The organism is Oceanisphaera sp. IT1-181 (genome assembly GCF_033807535.1).
Classification (GTDB): Bacteria; Pseudomonadota; Gammaproteobacteria; order Enterobacterales; family Aeromonadaceae; genus Oceanimonas.
Genome location: NZ_CP136856.1, coordinates 2331619 through 2351985, shown reverse-complemented (window position 1 = coordinate 2351985; position 20367 = coordinate 2331619). Strand labels below are relative to the sequence as shown.

18 protein-coding genes are annotated in these 20367 nt (G+C 49.5%); 13 read left to right on the top strand and 5 right to left on the bottom strand.

Annotation, left to right across the window (positions count from 1 at the left end; all coding sequences use genetic code 11):
• Nucleotides 1-163 precede the first annotated feature (163 nt).
• The 12 genes from flgA (at nt 164) to R0134_RS10405 (ending at nt 14453) form a co-directional block, all read left to right on the top strand.
• Entirely contained in the window at nt 164-919 is a 756-nt protein-coding gene (flgA, locus tag R0134_RS10460) for a flagellar basal body P-ring formation chaperone FlgA (protein WP_319781856.1), read from the top strand.
• 70 nt (nt 920-989) lie between these two features.
• Nucleotides 990-1310 (top strand): flagellar biosynthesis anti-sigma factor FlgM, encoded by a 321-nt coding sequence (gene flgM, locus R0134_RS10455; protein ID WP_319781855.1) that lies wholly within the window; start codon nt 990-992, stop codon nt 1308-1310.
• A gap of 1 nt (nt 1311) precedes the next feature.
• Nucleotides 1312-1725 carry a flagellar protein FlgN gene (locus tag R0134_RS10450; protein ID WP_319781854.1) on the top strand — a complete coding sequence of 138 codons (414 nt, stop codon included), beginning with the start codon at nt 1312-1314 and terminating at the stop codon, nt 1723-1725.
• Nucleotides 1726-2338: 613 nt separating this feature from the next.
• Nucleotides 2339-3382: an IS110 family transposase gene (locus tag R0134_RS10445; RefSeq protein ID WP_319781853.1), complete on the top strand. Its 1044-nt coding sequence runs from the start codon at nt 2339-2341 to the stop codon at nt 3380-3382.
• Nucleotides 3383-4489: 1107 nt separating this feature from the next.
• Nucleotides 4490-5233 (top strand): flagellar basal-body rod protein FlgF, encoded by a 744-nt coding sequence (gene flgF, locus R0134_RS10440; protein WP_319781852.1) that lies wholly within the window; start codon nt 4490-4492, stop codon nt 5231-5233.
• A gap of 28 nt (nt 5234-5261) precedes the next feature.
• A complete protein-coding gene (gene flgG / locus R0134_RS10435; protein WP_319781851.1) occupies nt 5262-6050 on the top strand; it encodes a flagellar basal-body rod protein FlgG in 789 nt (262 codons plus the stop codon).
• A 23-nt stretch (nt 6051-6073) separates the two neighbouring features.
• Complete coding sequence (gene flgH / locus R0134_RS10430) at nt 6074-6763, top strand: flagellar basal body L-ring protein FlgH (protein WP_413641399.1); 690 nt, start codon at nt 6074-6076, stop codon at nt 6761-6763.
• Between the two features lie 604 nt (nt 6764-7367).
• On the top strand, nt 7368-8471 hold the full coding sequence (locus tag R0134_RS10425) for a flagellar basal body P-ring protein FlgI (protein ID WP_413641398.1): 1104 nt from the start codon (nt 7368-7370) through the stop codon (nt 8469-8471).
• 336 nt (nt 8472-8807) lie between these two features.
• Nucleotides 8808-9800, top strand: a complete 993-nt coding sequence (gene flgJ / locus R0134_RS10420; RefSeq protein ID WP_319781850.1) for a flagellar assembly peptidoglycan hydrolase FlgJ — start codon at nt 8808-8810, stop codon at nt 9798-9800.
• A gap of 9 nt (nt 9801-9809) precedes the next feature.
• Nucleotides 9810-11756 carry a flagellar hook-associated protein FlgK gene (flgK, locus tag R0134_RS10415; RefSeq protein ID WP_319781849.1) on the top strand — a complete coding sequence of 649 codons (1947 nt, stop codon included), beginning with the start codon at nt 9810-9812 and terminating at the stop codon, nt 11754-11756.
• 9 nt (nt 11757-11765) lie between these two features.
• Nucleotides 11766-13022, top strand: a complete 1257-nt coding sequence (flgL, locus tag R0134_RS10410; protein ID WP_319781848.1) for a flagellar hook-associated protein FlgL — start codon at nt 11766-11768, stop codon at nt 13020-13022.
• Nucleotides 13023-13934: 912 nt separating this feature from the next.
• On the top strand, nt 13935-14453 hold the full coding sequence (locus tag R0134_RS10405) for a hypothetical protein (protein ID WP_319781847.1): 519 nt from the start codon (nt 13935-13937) through the stop codon (nt 14451-14453).
• Nucleotides 14454-15585: 1132 nt separating this feature from the next.
• Here the strand turns inward: R0134_RS10405 and tnpC are convergent.
• From tnpC to tnpA, 3 genes are all read right to left on the bottom strand, one after another.
• On the bottom strand, nt 15586-17211 hold the full coding sequence (gene tnpC / locus R0134_RS10400; protein ID WP_319781846.1) for an IS66 family transposase: 1626 nt from the start codon (nt 17209-17211) through the stop codon (nt 15586-15588).
• A 79-nt stretch (nt 17212-17290) separates the two neighbouring features.
• Nucleotides 17291-17647 carry an IS66 family insertion sequence element accessory protein TnpB gene (tnpB, locus tag R0134_RS10395; protein ID WP_319781845.1) on the bottom strand — a complete coding sequence of 119 codons (357 nt, stop codon included), beginning with the start codon at nt 17645-17647 and terminating at the stop codon, nt 17291-17293.
• Nucleotides 17644-17958 carry an IS66 family insertion sequence element accessory protein TnpA gene (gene tnpA, locus R0134_RS10390; RefSeq protein WP_319781844.1) on the bottom strand — a complete coding sequence of 105 codons (315 nt, stop codon included), beginning with the start codon at nt 17956-17958 and terminating at the stop codon, nt 17644-17646. Before tnpA ends, tnpB begins: the two co-directional genes overlap by 4 nt.
• A gap of 77 nt (nt 17959-18035) precedes the next feature.
• Here tnpA and R0134_RS16520 point away from each other — a divergent pair, with 77 nt between their 5' ends.
• Nucleotides 18036-18266 (top strand): GIY-YIG nuclease family protein, encoded by a 231-nt coding sequence (locus R0134_RS16520; RefSeq protein WP_413641460.1) that lies wholly within the window; start codon nt 18036-18038, stop codon nt 18264-18266.
• Between the two features lie 281 nt (nt 18267-18547).
• On the opposite strand, the gene R0134_RS10385 is transcribed toward R0134_RS16520, so the two are convergent.
• On the bottom strand, nt 18548-19708 hold the full coding sequence (locus R0134_RS10385) for a type II toxin-antitoxin system HipA family toxin (protein WP_319781843.1): 1161 nt from the start codon (nt 19706-19708) through the stop codon (nt 18548-18550).
• Complete coding sequence (locus R0134_RS10380) at nt 19698-19940, bottom strand: helix-turn-helix transcriptional regulator (RefSeq protein WP_087037840.1); 243 nt, start codon at nt 19938-19940, stop codon at nt 19698-19700. Before R0134_RS10380 ends, R0134_RS10385 begins: the two co-directional genes overlap by 11 nt.
• Nucleotides 19941-20367: the final 427 nt, after the last annotated feature.

Below are 20367 nucleotides of genomic sequence, written 5' to 3'. Positions count from 1 at the left end.
GTTTTATGCATTATGCGATAAGTATGCTTATAGGTAGTGCGTATTGATAGCGCTGATTTATGCGAACCGAGCGTTAGCTTAGCACCCGCTAATGACCGACGCCAACAGCGCTCAGCCACTACGTGACATGAGCCACTGCTTTTATATCGGCCAAGAGGAAAGAATGCTTAACAGAATTTTTTTACCCTTAAGCGCAGCCTTGCGCAGTTTGAGCAATTTATCAAACTTGCCCGTCTTTATCCTATTCTTGCTCTCAGCCAATATGGGCCCATTACAGGCGCAAACGCTGGGTGCCAGTAATGTGCATGATGAAATTCGCCGCTACGCCGAAGACTATGTGCGAGATTTAGTGCCCTTGCAGCCGGACGACAAACTAGAAGTGACTGCCGCCAGCATAGATACCCGCATAGCCTTGACCGAATGTTTAGGCCAACTTACCGCCGATATTCGCGGTGCCGGTGATGTGAAGCGCAATACGCACGTATTTTTGCAGTGTCATGAAACTCCCAGCTGGGAAATCTTTGTGCCAGTGCGAGTAAAAGTGCTTAAGCCGGTGGTAACGGCCAGCGACCCGATAACACGTAATACCTTGCTGCAAGCGCAGCATTTGAGCGTGGATTATCAAGATGAAGTGCTATTGCGCGGCGGTGTATTTAGCAACCCGAGTGAGCTTATTGGCTCACGCAGCAAACGAGACTTGCGCGCCGGACAACCGATTTTAAGCAGTCAATTATGCGTGGTATGCAAGGGTGACAGAGTCAGTATTTTGGCGCAAACCGGTGGGCTCAGCATAAAAACCGATGGTTTGGCCAAAGAGGATGGCTCTTTTAATGACACCATTCGCATCAGCAATGTTAACTCGGGCCGAGAAATTAGCGCACAAATTGTGGCCGCCGGTCAGGTGCAGGTTAAGTTGTAAATTCTGCTAAAGTTATCAACAAACAAGCCGATACCCCTTGTACGCAGCAGCAGAATAGGACATTAACATCATGGCTATCGACAAATTACCCGTAGGGATCAGCACCAGTACGCCGCTGACCAACAACAAATATAAGCAAAGCGTGGCCACAGATGCCGCGCCAAGCAACACGCCCAATACGGTGGCGCCTAAGCAAGACTCAGTCACGCTAACGCCGCAGGCTCAGCGCTTGAGTCAAGTGCAGCACTCGCTGGCTAACACGCCGGCACCGGATAATAGCGCCCGCTTAGAGGCACTGAAAAAAGCCATCAACGAAGGCAGCTACCAAGTAGACAGTGACCGACTGGCCGCCAATATCTCACGTTTTGAGCAAGACTTAGAAGGCCTCTAATATGTCGCTTGCTGCGCTGCTAGTTCAACAAAAATCCCAACTCGAGCAACTGTTAACCATTACCCAACAGGAGCTTGAGTTGATCGTGCACCGCAAAGCGCTGGAGCTGCCGCCATTAACTGAGCAGAAACAGACCTTGCTGACACAAATTCAAAGCACCGATGCCGAGCTTGCCAATCATCCGGAGCGCGAGCGTTTAAGCGGTGATTATCTGCCTCAAGTTAATAGCCTGCGCCAGTTAGTTGAGCAATGCCAAGAGCAAAGCCAGGTTGCCGAGCAATTACTCGAGCAATCGCTCAACGGTGTTCGCCAACTTGCCAATATTTTAAGCCGCCTGCACGAACGGCAAAGTATGACCTATGACCAAAAAGGTCACACCAAAGGCATCAACAAAGGTGTCGGATTTAAGGTTTAAGTCACCCGCTAGCGGGAATGTTTCATTTTAAATGCTTAATGTTGAATGAAGCCAAAAAAACACCGCTCCCATAAAGAGCGGTGTTTTTTTGTGGGGCCGTAAGAACAACCATAACGCCTCACACGCAAAGGCGGTGTTTGGTTTTGCTTTTGTAGAGGCCAATTTATTCGGCCGGTTTTGCGTAGCAAAACTTTAAACTTGAACGCAAAACCAAATAAAGACCGGTGTTTACGCCGTCTTCCTGATGAAAATCAGGATCTCGTTTTAGTTTTAGTACCAAAAGCGAGATACCGGATCTAGCCCGGTATGACGGCCAAAAAACTGGTGTGTTATGCCCTTATGCCGTCTTTGCGAGCGTAGCGCGGCAATCCATTCTGCACGCCTGCACAGGGTCCCAACCATGGATTGCCGCGTCGTTACACTCCTCGCAATGACGAAGGGATGGGGTTCTGGCCTTTTTATTCCCTCATCCTGACGCACGTCAGGATCTCGTTTTGGCTTTAATACCAAGTGCGAGATACCGGAGCGCGTCCGATGTATGGACTCCTTCACCCTCAGAGGAGTACGGTAAGTTTACCACAACCCCGAGTCCTCAATCGGAAGGAGTCCATACATGAAACACGATACTGTCATTGCCCTCGATTTGGCAAAACATTCGTTCCAAGCGTGCACCCTTAAGAATAATAAAACGCAGCGTAACCGCGCTTATACCCGTGCTCAGCTTACTGCCATGCTCAGTAAGCATCCTGCTTGCGTCGTGGCGATGGAGGCGTGTGGCTCTGCACATTATTGGGCTCGTACCGTCGAAACTATGGGGCATAAGCCGGTGATTATCGCCCCTAAAATTGTGGCTGCATTTCGGCTCGGACATAAAACCGATCATAACGATGCGGAAGCTATCGGTGCGGCACTATCACATCCAGGATTAAAAACCGTCACCCCCAAGTCAACGGAGCAACAAGGGCTGCAAAGCATAGAGCGTATCCGGGAGCACATGCAAGATCAGCGCACGGCGACCAGTAACCTAATCAGAGCCCTGATATTTGAGTTTGGTATCACCATTACTAAAGGTTTCGCGGGTTTGCGTGCGGCGATACCCCTTATTCTGGAAGACGCGGAGAACGAGATCCCGATGCCATTACGCGATGAGCTATCAGAGCTGTGGCAAGCTTACTTATCCTTGACTCAGCGCTTTCAAGCGTTAGAAGCGAGGCGTGATAAGTTAATCAAACAACATCCAAGTTGCGCAAAGTTGATGAAGTTAGAAGGCGTGGGCCCGGTCAATGCGTTGCATCTCTATCTGATGTTAGGTACTAACGGTGGCAACTTCGCCTCCGGTCGGGAAGCGGCGGCCTGCGTGGGTGTCACACCCAAACAGTTTAGTACGGGTGGCAAGGTCGTGATGGGAGGTATTGGTAAACGCCACGGCAAAAGGCAGCAGCGTTCGAACCTTATTCAGGGCGCGCGTTCCGTTTTGCAAAAATTACAGAAAAGAGAACCGGTTAATCAGAAAGAGGCCTGGCTGAAAGCCATGATGCAGCGACGTGGCTTTGGCATCGCTTCAGTGGGTCTGGCCAACAAAACAGTCCGTACCGCCTGGGCGATGTTGCGTCATGGTGAAGAATATCATCGGCCCACATTATTAGTCAGCGCGTAGCTGAGTCAATCCGTCAACTGAACGAACAACCGAACAACCGAGTTAAATGATGACCCAACATGAGCGCAGATACAGTTAAGAGGTGAGACCAACCTTCAGAAAGCCTGTTCATGCCAGTGTGCAAACCATGCCGTAAGTCCGCAGAGGCCTGAAGGTGCGAATACATCAAGGGACAGGGGTAGCTCCCCAATGAGAGTCCGAATATACGCCAGCTCCTTACCCATGCTGCTTATTTTATGTTCAAAGACGGTTGTCATACAGAAGGAGTCCATATACGGCATGACGGCATAGTTAGAAGAGCTAACCAAAAGCGGTGTTTGTCTTTAACGTAAGGCGGTGTTTTGTAGGCTAGCGCTTTAGCTGCTAGTCCCGTCTTAGCGGGATTTTGTTTTTAGACCTAAATCACCCTAAGTCTTCTGCTTCGCAGAATTCGCAGCTAAAGCGCGAAGCTACAAGGAGCGCTGTGTAGTGTTTGGCTGAGTGTTTCTTCTTTGTAAATAGTGGTGGACTACAAAGTACGGTGTTTGTCTTTATTGCGTCATCCTGATGACCATCAGGATCTAGTTTTTAGGTTTTAGTACTAATAGCGAGATACCGTGGCGAGCACGGTATGACGGCATAGTGATAAGAGCCTACAACAGGCGGTGTTTTGTTTGTGTTATGAGCTGATGCCTGCCGCATTTTTAGCCGTCATCCTGATGACCATCAGGATCTAGTTTTTAGGTTTTAGTACTAAGAGCGAGATACCGTGGCGAGCACGGTATGACGGCATAGTGATAAGAGCCTACAACAGGCGGTGTTTTGTTTGTGCATTCAAGAGGCCGCCTTTAGTCGGCCGGTTTTGCTTAGCAAAACTCTTAACAGCATTATTCTGTGAATAGTGAGCCCCCTCGTTCCCATGCTCTGCGTGGGAATGTGCTTTGGCCGCTCTGCGGTCGGTTTATGTTAGCTCCTCACGCTTCACGCCTTACCCCTCACATTGTGTTAGTGGCACTAATCTTGCATTGTATTTAACCAATAGTTTAGTCAATTAGCGGTCAGTGGCAGAGACTCTGCGGCTTATCAGCATTAATCAGTACTTATTCGGCAAGCGCCGGCGGAGCTGAAATGGACAAATTGCTTTATATCGCCATGTCTGGCGCCAAAGAAAACATGCACAGCGTGGCCGTGCGCTCTAATAACCTCGCCAACGCCAATACCACCGGCTTTAAAGCCGACATGGAGCAAGCGCGCGCCATGCAAGCCTTTGGCGAGGGCATGCCCACTCGCGTGTTTGCCATGACGGAGCGACCGGGGCAAAACTTTGCCACCGGCCCCATACAAACCACAGGTCGAGATCTTGACGTTGCCGTAGCCGGTGACGGCTGGTTGGCAGTAGAAGCAAAAGATGGCGGCGAGGCCTATACCCGCTTTGGTAGCTTGCAAGTCACGCCAGATGGCCGCTTGCAAACCAGTAATGGCTTAAACGTATTAGACGATAACGGCGGGCCGATCTTTTTGCCGCTGCCGTTAGAGAAAATGGAAATTAACAAAGACGGCACCATCTTCGCCCGCTTAGAAGGCGAACCCGCTAACGGCGGTGCTGAGCTGCAGCGTATTAAAACCGTACTGCCCAACAATGCGGATCTGGAAAAAGGCCAAGATGGCCTGTTTCGTCGTAAAGACGGTCAAGCCGAAGCGGCCTCCGCGCAAGTACAACTGATTGCTGGCGCACTGGAGGGCAGTAACGTGAACCCGGTAGCCGAAATGACCCATTTGATCGATCTGCAGCGCCGCTTTGAGACCCAATTAAAAATGATGAGTCACGCAGAAGAAAACGATAAAGCCCATGCTCAGCTGCTGCGCATCTAAGTAGTTAAAGGCATAAAAGGAGAGTGTAATGAACCCCGCATTATGGATTAGTAAAACCGGCTTAGACGCTCAGCAGACCAATATCTCGGTCACCTCCAATAACTTGGCGAACGCCAGCACCATTGGTTTTAAAAAAGGCCGGGCGATTTTTGAAGACTTGCTCTATCAAAACGTTCACCAGCCCGGTGGTCGTGCTACGGCGGACACCAACTTGCCCTCCGGCTTAATGTTAGGTGCTGGTAGTAAGGTGGTGGCCACCCAAAAAACCTTTACTCAGGGCAGTGTGCAGACCACAGATAACGCGCTGGATGTGATGATTGACGGCCGCGGATTTTTTGAAGTGCAATTGCCCGATGGCACCACCGGTTATACCCGTAATGGTCAATTTGCTTTGAACGAAGAGGGCGTAATTGTGACGCCGGGTAATGGTTACCCATTGCAGCCGGAAATGCAGATCCCCGATAACGCGCAAAGCATCAGCGTAGGCACCAATGGTGAAGTGTCGGTACAAATCGCCGGCCAAGCCCAGTCACAAGTTATCGGCCAGTTTATTATTACCGACTTCGCTAACCCTGCGGGCTTGCAGCCCAAAGGTGAAAACTTGTATTTAGAGACTCAGTCTAGTGGCGCTGCTATGCAAGGCATTGCCGGTGCCGACGGCTACGGCACCATCAAGCAAGGTATGTTGGAAACCTCAAACGTGAACGTGACCGAAGAGTTGGTGAACTTGATCCAAGCCCAGCGGGTGTATGAGATGAACTCCAAGGTTATCTCGTCGGTCGATGAAATGATGGCTTACGTTAATCAGCAGCTGTAATTGAATAAAAGCAGGTAGAGCCGATGCGCAAACTAATGATGGCCATAAGTGTGGTGGTGATAGGGGGCTTAAGTTTAGCAGGCTGTGCCAGTACGCCTTATACCCCTAAACCCGACGATCCGGCATTTGCGCCTGTTATTCCTAGCCTGAGCGCACAGCAATTAGAGCCTAACGGCTCGATTTTTCAGGATAACTACGCCAACAGCCTGTATTCCGACATTAAAGCGCACCGCGTTGGTGACATTATTACCGTGGAATTGGCTGAGTCTACTCGTGCGCAAAAGCGGGCCACCACTCAGCAAGCGAAAGACTCCAGCGTTAACATTGCCGCACCTAATATCGGCGGGAAAGATATTTCAATTGGCGGTTATCCGCTCAGTGCGTCTATGTCGAGCGGCAACGAGTTTGACGGCCAAGCTAACACTAATCAAAGCAACAGCTTACAAGGCAGCATTACTGTGAGCGTATCTCAAGTGCTGGCCAACGGTAATTTAATGGTGCAGGGCGAAAAGTGGCTCATGCTCAATACCGGCGAGGAATACGTGCGCATTAGCGGCATGATCCGCCCGCAAGACATTGGTGCCGACAACCGCGTAGAGTCTAATCGCGTGGCTAACGCACGCATTTACTACGGCGGCACCGGCGACTTTGCCAACACCCAAACCCGCGGCTGGTTATCCACCTTCTTCAACAGCCCTTGGATGCCTTTTTAAGCGCGAGTGAAGCGTGAGGCGTGAAGGGTTAAAGAAAGTGCCAAGCCCAATAAATTCGGTGTTTTTGTAGGTCTTGAACTTTGTAGGTGCCCGTCTCTTAGGTAAAGAGTATTCGGCACGGTTTGGTGTTGGGTATTCAACCTATATTCGCTAAGGCGAACCGGCGAATAAATTGCCGGCTACAGGTTATGTTTTGTTTTAGCCGTCTTCCTGACGCACGTCAGGATCTCGTTTTAGGTGTTTGGTAGCTGGCCCTGTTGTAGGTGGCAATTTATTCGCCACGGTTTTGATTTAAACAGCCAGCTATGCTGGCCCGGCGAAACCCTCTGCATAAAAACAAGTGGCGGCTACGGGGTTAGGTGATTTTTGTAGGTATTGTCACTTGTAGGTGGCCGTCTCTTAGGTAAAGAGGACTTCGCCACGGTTTGGTTTGGGTTTTGGTTTTAGATATTTAAAGCCAGCTGCGCTGGCCCGCCGAAACCCTCTGCTTAAAAACAAGTGGCGGCTACAGGTTATATTTTGTTTTAGCCGTCTTCCTGACGCACGTCAGGATCTCGTTTTAGATATTGTTTCCCGTTTTGTTTTAGGTTCTCAGGAGAAATACATGAAGCAGCTCACCGGATTATTACTGAGCTTAACCTTATTGGCGGGGGCGATAATGCCTGCGCAGGCGGCGCGTATTAAAGACATTAGCTCGGTGGCCGGCGTGCGAGCCAACCAATTGGTGGGTTATGGCTTGGTGGTGGGTTTACCCGGTACTGGCGAGCGTAACAACGCCTTTGCCGCGCAAACTTTTAGAACCATGCTCAATAACTTTGGCATTACAGTGCCAGAAAACATGCGGCCTAAAATGAATGACGTGGCACCGGTGGCGGTGCACGCCGAACTGCCCGCTTTTGCTAAGCCCGGCCAGACCATCGACATTACCGTATCGGCCATTGGTGAGGCGAAAAGCCTACGTGGCGGCACCTTGCTGCAAACCTTCTTAAAAGGTGTGGACGGGCGTGTGTATGCGCTGGCCCAAGGCAGCTTAATAGTCGGCGGTTTGGGTGCTGAGGGCGCCGATGGCTCGTCCATCATGATTAACATTCCGACCGTGGGCCGTATTCCTGCTGGCGCTATGGTAGAGCGTGAAGTTGAAAGCTCCTTTGGCCGTGGCGATACCATTACCTTTAACTTACATCGTTCAGATTTCACCACGGCTAAACGCATGGCCGAGACCATTAACGACTTGGTGGGCCCCAATAATGCACAAGCATTAGATGCTACCTCGGTGCAGGTGTATGCTCCGCGCGACCCAAGTGAGCGCGTCAGTTATTTGTCGACGCTAGAAAATCTAGTGATAGACGTGGCCGACGAGTCCGCCAAAATCATAGTTAACTCGCGCACCGGCACCATAGTGATAGGCCAAAATGTGCGGCTTAAACCCGCCGCTATTACCCACGGTGGCTTAACCATTATGATTTCTGAAAACCCAGAGGTGTCACAGCCCAATGCACTGGCGGGCGGCGAAACCGTAGTGGTGCCCAACAGTACTGTTAATGTTCAACAACAAGACTCGCGCATGTTTAAGCTCGACACCGGCACTACGCTCGACGACTTAGTGCGCGCAGTGAATCAAGTAGGCGTGGCCCCCGGAGACCTAGTCGCCATCTTAGAAGCCCTGCGCCAAGCCGGCGCCATCCAAGGCGAGCTGGTGATTATTTAAAAGCAGCGCCCGGCACCCAGCACCAAGCGCCCAGCTAGGCAAAGTGCGGTATGTTTTGTTTGTTTTAGCTGTCATCCTGACGCACGTCTGGATCTCGCACTTATGCCGTCATCCTGATGACCATCAGGATCTGGTTTTAGGTTTTAGTGCTAAGAGCGAGATACCGTGGCGAGCACGGTATGACGACCGTAGGGGCTGTGTCTGCTGTGTTTTTCGCCGTCATCCTGACGCACGTCAGGATCTGGTTCTGGGTTCTGGGTTCTGGGTTTTGGTTTTTGTAGGTGCCAATTTATTCGGCACGGTTTGGTGTCGGGTATGTTTTTTTAGGAGTAGCGGATGAAACCGGTCGATTCATACAGTAATAGCCTCTTGGTTAACGATATCCAAGGGTTAGATAAACTGCGCCAACAAGGTTTTGCCGAAGACAGAGGCAAGGCGCTGGACGAAGCTGCGCGCCAGTTTGAAAGCTTGTTTACCCAGCAGCTGTTTAAATCGATGCGTGCGGCCAATAAGGTGTTTGAATCCGATGGCCCCATGAACAGCCGCTACACCGAACATTATCAAGATATGCATGACCAACAGATGTCGGCAGAACTCAGTAAGCGCGGCAGCTTAGGCTTAGCAGACTTAGTGAGTAAGCAATTAGGCGGTGAACAGCCCGCACCTCAGCCCCAAGCTCGCCAGTTTGATCTAACAGATGTGCGTCGTATCTCTGGCAAAGTGGTGCGGCCATTGGGTGCCGACGGCGTAGCAGGCGCGGTTGAAAAAGCCAAAGAAATGGCGCGACCGCCGTTACAAGCCGCTAGCCTGTCAGCTAACGATAAAGACGCAGTGGTCTATAACGCCAGTGAACCGTTTCGCACACCAGAAGACTTTGTGAAGCGCTTAATGCCCGCTGCAGTAGCCGCAGGTAAGCGCATGGGATTGCCGCCCGAGGCCATGCTGGCGCAGGCTGCACTGGAAACTGGCTGGGGTAAAAAGATCATCGGGCTAAAAAATGGTGACTCTAGCCATAATCTTTTTGGCATCAAGGCCGATAACAGTTGGAAGAGCACTAAAACTTGGGTGAATACCTTGGAATATGAGCAAGGCATAGCGGTAAAGGTTAAAGCGCCGTTTCGAGCTTATGGCTCCTTTAATGACAGCTTTAACAATTATGTAGATTTTTTGCATGAGAACCCGCGCTACGGCAACGCCTTGCAACAAACCGGTTCGCCTAAGCAGTATTTTAAAGAGTTGCAGCAAGCGGGCTACGCGACCGACCCCAAATATGCCGACAAACTCAGTTCCATTTTTGATACCGTTACCCGATTGGTAGCACAAGCATAAGGACACATCATGGCTGTTGATATGTATCAAACCGGCGTGAGTGGCTTGCTGGCAGCACAAAGTCAGCTGGCAACCACCGGTCATAACATTGCCAACGTGAACACCGAAGGCTTTAGCCGCCAGCGGGCAGAGCAATCCACTACCCTGCACATGTACTCGGGCGCCCAGTTTTATGGCACCGGTACTCGGGTGACCGACGTCACGCGCATGTATCAAGAATACGCCTTTAAAGACGTGTTAATCAACAACACCGAAAAAGCAGGCGCTGAGGCTCTGTATAATCACTTAAGCTTCTTGGATCAAAGCTTGGCGGGCGTAAACAAAGGCTTGGCCGCCAGTCTCGACGACATGTATAAAGCCATTAATGCCGTCACGGATAACCCAGGTAACTTGGGTAACCGCGAGTTAATGCTGGCCAACGCCAAAGACATTACCAGCCACTTTAACGAATACTACAGCTCGCTTGAGCAAGAGATGACGATTAAAAATCGCGACCTCGACTCGCGCGCCGCTCATGTGTCTTCTATTACCGCGGGCATTGCCAATCTTAACCAAGAGATCGCCAATGCGGGCCTTAATGGCTCGCCCAACGACTTGCTCGATCAGCGCGATCGCTTGATCCAAGAGCTGGGCCAAGAAGTATCAATCACCACGCTCAAAGATAAAAACGGCATGATTTCGGTGATGCTAGGCGGGCGCGAGCCCTTAGTCAGTGGTAACCAAGCCTACGGCATGGAAGTACGCGCTGGCTCACCGGATCCACAACAAACCGAACTGTATTTAACCGCCCCCGGCAAGCCCGAGCTGGCAACCCGCATTAAAGGCAGCCAAGCCCTTGGCGGCGAAATGGGTGCTTTGTTTCATTATCGTGACCAAATACTCGGCCCTAACTTAAGTGATATGGGTAAAGTGGCCATCTCCATTGCCGATGCCTTTAACCAAGTGCAAAAGCAGGGCGTGGATTTAAACGGCGAGGTTGGTAAAAACTTCTTTACCGATATTAATACCTCAGAAGCAAAGGCCAACCGCTTTTTAAGCAGTAACTCAGGCATGACAGGCGCAGTAGAAATTACCGACACCGCCATGCTGACCGGTGGGGAGTACAAGCTTAAGTACGATGGCACCGATTATAAGTTAACCGATACCACCACGGGTAAGGCATATGATGTGGGTGTAACCGGCCCAGTAGCGCCAAGTACAGAGCTGACACTTGCGGTATTAGACCCAGATTTAGGTTTTAACATTACCTTGAGCGAAGCGCCTAAAACTAACGACGAAATGCTTATTCGACCCACCCGCCAAGGTGGCAACGATTTAGAAGTAAACCTGAATACTGGTGATCAAATTGCTGCTTCTGGCTCAGTGATGGTGGATGCCAATAAAGACAATACCGGTACTGGGAAAGTTGAAGTGAAATTGGTTGATGTGACACCAGCCGATAAGATTGATGAGAACAAGTATCCGTTGAGCGTCAAGTTTGATGGTACTAATTATGTGGTTACGGATAAAGATGGGAGCGTGCCTGCTTTGTTCACCGGCACTCCTACAGATGGCGCTATAACTATTGGTGACGTACAAATTAACATCAAAGGCAAGCCAGAGCAGTACGATCAATTTGTGATCAAACAAGCGAAAGGCTCGGGTAACAATACCAACGCCTTGGCCTTTGCTGACATTCAAAACAAAAAATGGCTGGATAACGGCAAGTCCACAGTCACCGACAGCCTCAATAAAACGGCAGTAGAAATAGGTGGCCTTACCAAAAACCAACGCGTAAAAGCCTTGGCGACCGAGGCGTCTTATAACCAATCTTACGATCGCATGCTGTCTACCTCTGGGGTCAACCTAGATGAAGAAGCCGCTAACTTACTGCGTTTTCAGCAGTCCTACATGGCCTCGGCACGGGTGGTTACCGTCGCTTCCGAGACCATGAACACGCTCTTGCAAATACGCTAAGGAATCGTCATGCGCATATCCAGTTTTCAATTTATTCAGCGTAACCTAGACAACATCAGTGCCCGCTCTTCTGAGGCAAACCGTCAGTTGGGTCAAATGTCGTCCGGTAAGCGTGTTGAATATGCCAGTGACGACCCAGTAGCGGCCAACGGTATTTTTAACTACAAGCAAGAGTTGACTAAGCTGCAACAATACCAAACTAATATAACGCTTGCAGAAAACCGCTTACGCCGAGAAGAGAGTGGTTTAACCAGTGCGGAGAATATCACTCAGCAAGTAAAAGAAATCATGCTCAAAGCCAACAGTGGAGCGATATCACAGCAAGAGCGTGACGCTTATAAAAATGAGTTACAAAGCCGATTTGATGAAATGTTGGATATCGCCAATAGCAAAGACGAATTTGGCCAAGCCATTTTTGGTGGTTTTCAAACCGACAGTGACCCTTTTACTCGTCAGCCCAATGGCGATATTAAATACAGCGGTGACAGCGGCCAGCGGCAAATAGTGATTGGCAATAGCGTTAAAGTAGCGTTAAACCATGACGGTGAGTTAGTGTTTGGCGGCGTGCCTAATCCGCGTGGTGATTTTACCGTTAAGTACAATTTGGGTGACGAGTCCAGAACAGATCAGGTACGAGTGGAAGGCGCTAGTATTAGCGATCGAGGAGCTTTTACTGATGCTCACCCCTATCAGATTGAATTTGTTGAACGTACACCGCCTGAGCTCGGCAAAGTCTCTTATATGATTAATAAGACTGATGCGAATGGAAATACCATTCCAGCGTTGCCTGCGGCATTGCCTTATACGGCCGGAGATATAATGACGGTCGATGGAGTCGATATTCTTATTAAAGGTGATGCAAAAGTAGGCGATGAAATCAAACTGAGCTCAAGTGTCAAAGACGGCACAGGCCATGACGAACTCGGAGTTTTTGATATTTTAAACCGCGCCAAATCATGGTTAGAAAGTGATGGCCATAACGCGAATGGGCAAGGTGAGTATGGCGATATACTCGATGAACTCGATGCTATGGGCGTCCACTTTACTCGGGTGCGAGCCGACACGGGTAACCGCATGCAGCGTCTCGATAACCAAGCAGAAACCCATGCCGACATGACATTAACGCTCAATAAACTGCGCAGCGGCATGGAAGACCTAGACTACGCCAAAGCCACCGGCGAATTCAGCCAAACCATGGTCGCCCTACAAGCCACTCAAACCATGTTCGGAAAAATCCAAAACATGAGTTTGTTTAATTATATCTAGGGCTTCGCCCGTGAAGGGTGAAGAGTAAGGTGTGAGGGGTAAAAGAAAACCCAAGCACCTACCCCAGTAGAGGCCGCTTCAGCCGGCCGGTTTTGTGCAACAAAACAACAAGCAGTATCAAGCTAAACAGAGACACCGCTCCCACAAAGAGCGGTGTTTTTGTTTAACTTATGGCGTAAGACGCACAGCGATGTTTTAAGCCGTCATCCTGATGGCCATTAGGATCTAGGTTTTGGGTTTTAGTACTAAGAGCGAGATACCGTGGCGAGCACGGTATGACGGCCGTAGGGGCTGTGTCTGCAGTATTTCTAGCCGTCATCCTGACGCACGTCAGGATCTTGTTTTAGGCTTTAGTACTAAGAGCAAGATACCGTGGCGAGCACGGTATGACGGCAGTAGGGCTGTGTCTGCTGTGTTTTTCGCCGTCATCCTGACGCACGTCAGGATCTCGCACTTATGCCGTCATCCTGATGACCATCAGGATCTAGTTTTTAGGTTTTGGTACTAAGATCGAGATACCGTGGCGAGCACGGTATGACGGCAGTAGGGCGGTGTTTTTTGTGTGGCCGTTGGCCCGGATTGCCGCGTCGTTACACTCCTCGCGATGACGAAGGTGAGGGTTTGGCTCTGGCCTTTTGTAGGGTTGAATTCATTCGACCGCTTTTAAGTTCAGCATTAGCTTGGTGCTGAGCACTCGAGCAGTCCCTTCGCTTTCATTCAACATTAACAATTAAGCATTCAACATTGCTCTCTAGCTCAGCACTGTTCGCACAACTGCCCCACCTCAACGATGACGACGCCATCGACCCTTTGCGGTAACGCTCAGCTTTAAAATTTCCAACAGCTACCTTTAACTAGGTATCACTTTACCTTGGCTTTCTTAGTTGGAATTTTTACAAGAGGAAATTCAATATGTTTATCACCAAGAGCAACAAAAAAAATCAGTGGCAGATTTCTGGTCATGTATCTAAAACCTTCATTAAGCATGGTCAATACGGCCCGTTTGGCATGTTCGTGGTGGCCATTGATGATGGTTACTATTCTAAAAAAGAGCAAAAATTTATCGAACGCACCCAATTTATTGCCGTCGATGTGGGAAGATTGAAGGATTTGCCGCCGCTTACAATTGGGGATTACCTCGACTTGGAAGGTAAGTTCGAAATTGAACAGTGGGAAGACAAAGAAACAGGAAAACCACGTACCGAAGTCAAATTAAAGGCCATGAAGCTTAATTCGCACATTCCTGCGGGTATCTGTCAGCTACTCAAGGATCAGGGCTACGTTAAGCCGCCGCAGCAAGGCGCTAAAGCTCCACAGCCAGGAGGGCAACAGTCACAAAAACAGGGTGGAAATCAAAGTGCAGCTTCGCCACAGGCGCCTCCACCGCAATATGGTGGCTATAACCAACAGCGGGACGGTAATTCAACATAAAATCAAGGGCGCTAAGTAGACTATGCAAGGTAGCGCTGCCCTTGAGCCGCCTTCCTGACGCACATCAGGATCTCGCCTAAAAACTAGATCCTGACGCACATCAGGATCTCGCCTAAAGCCGTCATCCTGACGCACGTCAGGATCTCGCCTAAAGCCGTCTTCCTGATGCACATCAGGATCTAGTTTTTAGGTTTTAGTACTAAGAGCGAGATACCTGGCGAGCACGGTATGACGGCAAAGAGCGGTGTGTTGTTTTAGCCGTCATCCTGATGCACGTCAGGATCTCGGTTTAGTCTTTAGACCTTAAGCATAAAGCGAGATACCGGAGCAGGTCCGGTAAAACGGCTAAGGGAGTAGAGCCAAAAAAGAGCGGTGTTGTGGTTGCTCTTGGCCGTCATCCTGATGACCATCAGGATCTCGGTTTAGTCTTTAGACCTTAAGCATAAAACGAAATACCGGAGCAGGTCCGGTAAAACGGCTAAGGGAGTAGAGCTAAAAAAGAGCGGTGTTGTGATTGCTCTTGGCCGTCTTCCTGATGCCCATCAGGATCTCGGTTTAGTTTTTAGACCTGAAGCATAAAACGAGATACCGGAGCAAGTCCGGTAAAACAGCTAAGGGAGTAGAGCCAAAAAAGAGCGGTGTTGTGATTGCTCTTGGCCGTCTTCCTGATGCCCATCAGGATCTAGTTTTTAGGTTTTAGTACTAAGAGCGAGATACCGGAGCTGGTCCGGTACGACGGCAAAAATAAACCTTAAGAGCGCGCCCTTGAGCCGTCTTCCTGACGCACGTCAGGATCTGATTTGGTGTTTGGGTACTAAGAGCGAGATACCGTGGCGAGCACGGTATGACGGCAGTAGGGCTGTGTCTGCTGTATTTTTAGTCGTCATCCTGGCGCACGTCAGGATCTCGGTTTTTTATTTAGGTAAATAGGCTCAGCAGAGCATGTAACAACTAGCTACTCTTCCTCTATAACCCCGCCAAAATTGAACTTATGCATAAGTCACCCGCTGTTTACATTCTTACCAATAAACCTCAAGGCACCTTATACATAGGTGTGACAAGCGTAAGCGTCACTGGAACCACACCTAACAAGCCACATTAACCGATGTTAACGTGTCGTCTTAGGGATGAGTTATAAGCGGATAGCCCAGGGCAACAGGTGGTCGACGGACTCGCCATCGATGAGATGAGGTAATTGTTCAAACAGTGCCGTGAGATAAACACCCGGCGGTACGTCATTGGCTTTGGCGGTTTCAATCAGGCTGTACAGCATGGCACTGGCTTGGGCACCGCTGCGGCTATTCGAGAACAACCAGTTCTTTCTGCCAATCACGAACGGCTTGATGGCCCGCTCGGCACGGTTGTTATCAATCGCTGCTGCGCCATGTTCAAGATACACCTGCAGCTTGTCCCATTGATTCAAGGTGTAGCCGATGGCTTTACCAATGGCATTTTTGGGCGGCACTTGGTGCAGCGCTTTATCTAGCCACGCTTTAAGTTGTTCCATGATAGGAGCCGACTGGGCTTGGCGAGCAGCGCGCTTGTCCTCTATCGACAGCTGACGAATGGGCTTCTCGATACCATACAGCTTTTGTATTAGGTTCAGTGCTTGGTCGGCACGACCGATTTTGCCCTTGGGTTGCACGGCTTTGGCTTCGATAAACTTCCGACGCGCATGCGCCCAGCAACCGGCTAACATCGCGTCGGTACCGTGATAACCTGCGTAGCCATCGACGTGCAATAAGCCGTGATAGCCCGCTAAAAAGGTATTGGGGTGTATGCCGCCGCGGCCATCTTGATAGTCGTACAGCACGATATTGGGCGGTGAGGGCATATTATTCAGCGACTCTGCGGGTTTATCGCCGCCACAGCCATACACCCACATGGTGCATTGCACTTTATCAACGTCGATGACCTTGACTGACGTATCGTCAGACCACAATGCCGGCCGCTCTAGCATCAAGGCGTGCATCCGCTGATAAAGCGGCGTTAACTGGGTGCTGACCTTTAATAGCCATCGACTCATGGTTTGGCGGTGCAGTTCAATGCCGAAGCTTTTAAATAACGCTGCTTGCCGATACAGCGGTAACCCAAACTGATATTTAGCGGTAATGATTTGCGACAGTAAGGTCGGGGTGGCAATGCTTTTCGGTAACAGACTGGCCGGTGCCGGTGCTATTTTAATCGTGGTACGCGTAGCCTGTTGTTCGCAGCAACGGCAGCTGTACTTCGGTCGGATATGACGAATGACTTTCACCGTGGCCGGAATAAACTCTAGCTTCTCGCTGACTTCTTCACCCATCTGATGTAAATCATGGCCGCAGTCATCACAGACCTTGTCTGCGTCCGCAATATCATGCACTACATCTTCACGGGGTAGCTCAGCCGCCAAGCTCGGGCGACGCGACTTCTTGCGCGTGTAGGTAATGGTTTCATCGGCGGCGACTTCTTCGGCGCTGGGCGTCAGGCACTCCTCGACTTCGTTAAACAACTCGCCTTGGCCGGGGTGACCTTCACTGCTGGCCGCAAAACGCTTCCTCAACGCTAATTGCCACTGCTCAAGCGCGTGGTTATATAACTGCTGAAAACGCTTCGCTTCTCGCTGATGATGGGCACTTTCTTTCTGCACCCGTTCACTTTCCTGTTGATGATGCAAGCTCTCTCGCTGCGATTTTTGCAGCAAGGTTTGCATCTCAAGTAGCTGCTGTTTCAAGCTCTCGACATCATCAGGAATGGCGGTGGCACGGGTCTTTTTCATGGTGCTTATTTTACTATAAACCCGTCGTGAACGCCTTAATATATCAGGCTTTTTTAGGCGTAAATGGCATAGATAATCCTCAATAAACAGCAGTAAATTGCAGCGGCTGATGGCCAGTCATTTTCTGAATATCGAGGCCTTCCAGCAACCAATGCCACTGGCGTTCTGATAAGGTCAGCACTTCTCCTGACATCGTCTTCGGCCACTTGAATTTGTCTTGCTCAAGCCGTTTGTACCACAGGCAGAAACCGGTCTGGTCCCAATACAGCACCTTGATTTTATCCCGCTGTCGATTGCAGAACACAAACAACGCGCCGCTGAACGAAGATAGCTGCATGTGCTCTTCCACGATAATACTGAGCCCGTTAATGCTTTTCCTGAAATCCACCGGCTGTTTATGCAAATAAATGGCGGGCGGCTCAACAAACATCTTCATGCCGACAGCGCCTTTATCAAACCGGCCAACCAGCGCGGCTCTACCGAGAGCGGCAATGCCAGTTCAGTTTGCTGATAACGTAGCGTGAGTGCCGGGCTTACCGAGTGAGGAGATAGAAAAGTATGGGCAGCCAGGGCTTTTACCTCAACGAAAGTGGGTTCATCAAGATTGCGCAATGCACGTCGACGTTGACTAAAATAGGCCGAGCTTACGTTCTGCTCAGCACAAAAATCGGCTTGGCTTTGTCCACTCTTCTCGAAGGCGTTAATTAGCTCAAGCCACTGCGCCTCGCTACGATGTTTACGACTCATAGATCACCTCGTTCATTAAAACGGATAATCTACGGTATTAAAAATGGCCTAAACAGGTGTGGATGCTGTGACGCTTACTGACAAGCAACCTTATACAGCGAGTTTGGCAACACAAAAACCAGCAAGCAGCCGGCTTTAGCGCGCGTTATAACCTGAAGAATTTAGTTTACTTCGAAATGGTTGATGATATGTACAATGCGCTATCGCGCGAAAAACAGCTTAAAAATTGGAAGCGAGTATGGAAAATTCAGCTTATAGAGCAGAGCAATCCCCAATGGCGAGACTTATGGCCTGACATATGCGGATAGCAGACAGTGTCGCCCTCCGCCGTCATCCTGACGCACATCAGGATCTCGCCTAAAGCCGTCATCCTGATGACCATCAGGATCTCATTTTTAGGTTTTGGTACTAAGAGCGAGATACCGTGGCGAGCACGGTATGACGGCAGTGGGGCTGTGTCTGTGTATTTTTAGCCGTCATCCTAACGCACGTCAGGATCTCGCTTGGTTTTTAGGGATAAGAGTAGATATCCAAGCTGATCCGACACGGTGACAGAAGTGTTTTTTGTAGATACTCAATTCAGATCGGCTCACTTTGGCGCAAGGCATGATAACAAATGCATGAGTATCTGCTGCTTATCAGCCATCACTTCTGTAGTTAGTGCTTGCTGTATTTGTGCTGCTACTAGCCCCATCGCCTGCTCGCACTCATCATATAAAGCATTCGCCTGTGCTTGAGTTAATTCACAATGCTGTACGCCAAAAGTTAGCAAATTCTTACGCGACCACCATTTACGGCTACCCATTAAAGTCAATGCAGACACATCATTTTTAATATAGGCCGTAGTGCTAACCACATCAAAAGCGGGTGCTAGCCAGATGTTATGAATGTTTTCATACAGTAGGCCGAAGTTTTTTAAATGTGCATCACCATTTTGTAAGTGATTATTCAGTACCATCATCTTAAAAAACTGCTGCAGTGCTGCGACTTTGTGTTGTGGAGAAACAAAATTGGTGATGCTTTTAGCTAACTGTTCATAGCTACCCTCGTACTTTTGCTTGCGACTTTTGGCGGCTAATACGCACATATCCTCAAATCCTAGCCATTGCCCAGCCGAGGTTAAATCAAAGCGTTTTATAATAAAAAGAGCGCTATCGTCGGACAAATAAAATTCAGGCACAGTAATGCCAGCGGCTTTTAATACCCGCATACACCAATATTCATTTAGTGCTAACTGCGGATAATCTGGGCCCCAGGCCTTAACAATGTAATCCTCCATGCGCAACGTGGCTTTATCTTGGATTTGCGCCAACACTTTGGGCTGTACGCCACTTACAGGCGAGTGCAAAGCAAAGCGTACTACCAACTCATCAAATAGCCCGGCAGTAGGGGACAGTAAGTCTGTAAGCTCCAAGGGCTGAACGGCTTCAGCATCTACTTGATAATGCACCCTCCCACGCACACTAGGCGCTAACAACTTAAGCAAACTCAGATCATCAGCACCGCTGAGCTTGGCAAAGTGACGTTGCAATACCGATAGTAAATAACCCTCGGGCAAATGCATCTCAAAAAGTGGGGGTAATGCGGAATGTGAATAATCTCGGCTGCGCACCGGCATGGTTAACGAGACAAAGTTTTGTATAGCTATATCAGGCTCATAACGAAATACAAACTCGCCTTGCTCACTAAACAGCTCACCGGCAGCTTGCCCTGCTATCCATACTGACAAAGGATTATCATTAACGGCCATCGCGTAGTTCCTCGAAAGTAGGGAAGGGCGATTTTTCACGAAGTGATATTTCAGAGCCTAAATAATCTAGCATTTTCATTACCTTTCTCAGGCCTACGTCTCCCGAACGGCCCAGTTCAAATGCATTCAAGGTAGTACGTGAAATGGCCAAATGATCAGCCATCTGTTGCTGTGATACTTTCTGCTGCAGGCGCAGCTCACGCACTGCTTGGCCTAATTCTAAATACGTCATAATGTACAGAATACTCTACATATCTTGATTTATACTGATGATTGTAGAGTATTTTGTACAGTTGTGAGAGGGGTTTTATCATTTGTTAAGCACATCAAACTGTTTTTCGCTGTCATCCTGACGCCGGTCAAGATCTCATTCTTAAGGCAGAAGAGCGAGATACCGTGGCGAGCACGGTAAGACGGCCAAGAAAGCGTTGCCTTAAGCCGTCATCCTGACGCACGTCAGGATCTGATTTGGTGTTTTGTAGGCGAACGCTTGCTCTCGCATTACAACCCAGGCGGAATGACTTAGAACCCTAAATATCTTTTGCCACGCTTCTTTGTTACGAGAGTCACGGAAAAACACGGAAAAGGGATCTTGGGCTTGATGGTAAGAGCTGAGATTAGACCCAAGTAAAAGTGGCCGGCGAAACTCACGGGCGAGG

What these genes read in the sequence shown, in the direction of transcription:
- flgA (WP_319781856.1), top strand. Translation starts at nt 164, where the DNA reads ATGCTTAACAGAATTTTTTTACCCTTAAGCGCAGCCTTGCGCAGTTTG.
- R0134_RS10385 (WP_319781843.1), bottom strand. Translation starts at nt 19,708, where the DNA reads ATGGCCGTTAATGATAATCCTTTGTCAGTATGGATAGCAGGGCAAGCT.
- tnpB (WP_319781845.1), bottom strand. Translation starts at nt 17,647, where the DNA reads ATGAAGATGTTTGTTGAGCCGCCCGCCATTTATTTGCATAAACAGCCG.
- flgG (WP_319781851.1), top strand. Translation starts at nt 5,262, where the DNA reads ATGAACCCCGCATTATGGATTAGTAAAACCGGCTTAGACGCTCAGCAG.
- flgJ (WP_319781850.1), top strand. Translation starts at nt 8,808, where the DNA reads ATGAAACCGGTCGATTCATACAGTAATAGCCTCTTGGTTAACGATATC.
- flgK (WP_319781849.1), top strand. Translation starts at nt 9,810, where the DNA reads ATGGCTGTTGATATGTATCAAACCGGCGTGAGTGGCTTGCTGGCAGCA.
- flgM (WP_319781855.1), top strand. Translation starts at nt 990, where the DNA reads ATGGCTATCGACAAATTACCCGTAGGGATCAGCACCAGTACGCCGCTG.
- flgF (WP_319781852.1), top strand. Translation starts at nt 4,490, where the DNA reads ATGGACAAATTGCTTTATATCGCCATGTCTGGCGCCAAAGAAAACATG.
- tnpA (WP_319781844.1), bottom strand. Translation starts at nt 17,958, where the DNA reads ATGAGTCGTAAACATCGTAGCGAGGCGCAGTGGCTTGAGCTAATTAAC.
- flgH (WP_413641399.1), top strand. Translation starts at nt 6,074, where the DNA reads ATGCGCAAACTAATGATGGCCATAAGTGTGGTGGTGATAGGGGGCTTA.
- R0134_RS10380 (WP_087037840.1), bottom strand. Translation starts at nt 19,940, where the DNA reads ATGACGTATTTAGAATTAGGCCAAGCAGTGCGTGAGCTGCGCCTGCAG.
- flgL (WP_319781848.1), top strand. Translation starts at nt 11,766, where the DNA reads ATGCGCATATCCAGTTTTCAATTTATTCAGCGTAACCTAGACAACATC.
- R0134_RS10405 (WP_319781847.1), top strand. Translation starts at nt 13,935, where the DNA reads ATGTTTATCACCAAGAGCAACAAAAAAAATCAGTGGCAGATTTCTGGT.
- R0134_RS10425 (WP_413641398.1), top strand. Translation starts at nt 7,368, where the DNA reads ATGAAGCAGCTCACCGGATTATTACTGAGCTTAACCTTATTGGCGGGG.
- tnpC (WP_319781846.1), bottom strand. Translation starts at nt 17,211, where the DNA reads ATGAAAAAGACCCGTGCCACCGCCATTCCTGATGATGTCGAGAGCTTG.
- R0134_RS10445 (WP_319781853.1), top strand. Translation starts at nt 2,339, where the DNA reads ATGAAACACGATACTGTCATTGCCCTCGATTTGGCAAAACATTCGTTC.
- R0134_RS10450 (WP_319781854.1), top strand. Translation starts at nt 1,312, where the DNA reads ATGTCGCTTGCTGCGCTGCTAGTTCAACAAAAATCCCAACTCGAGCAA.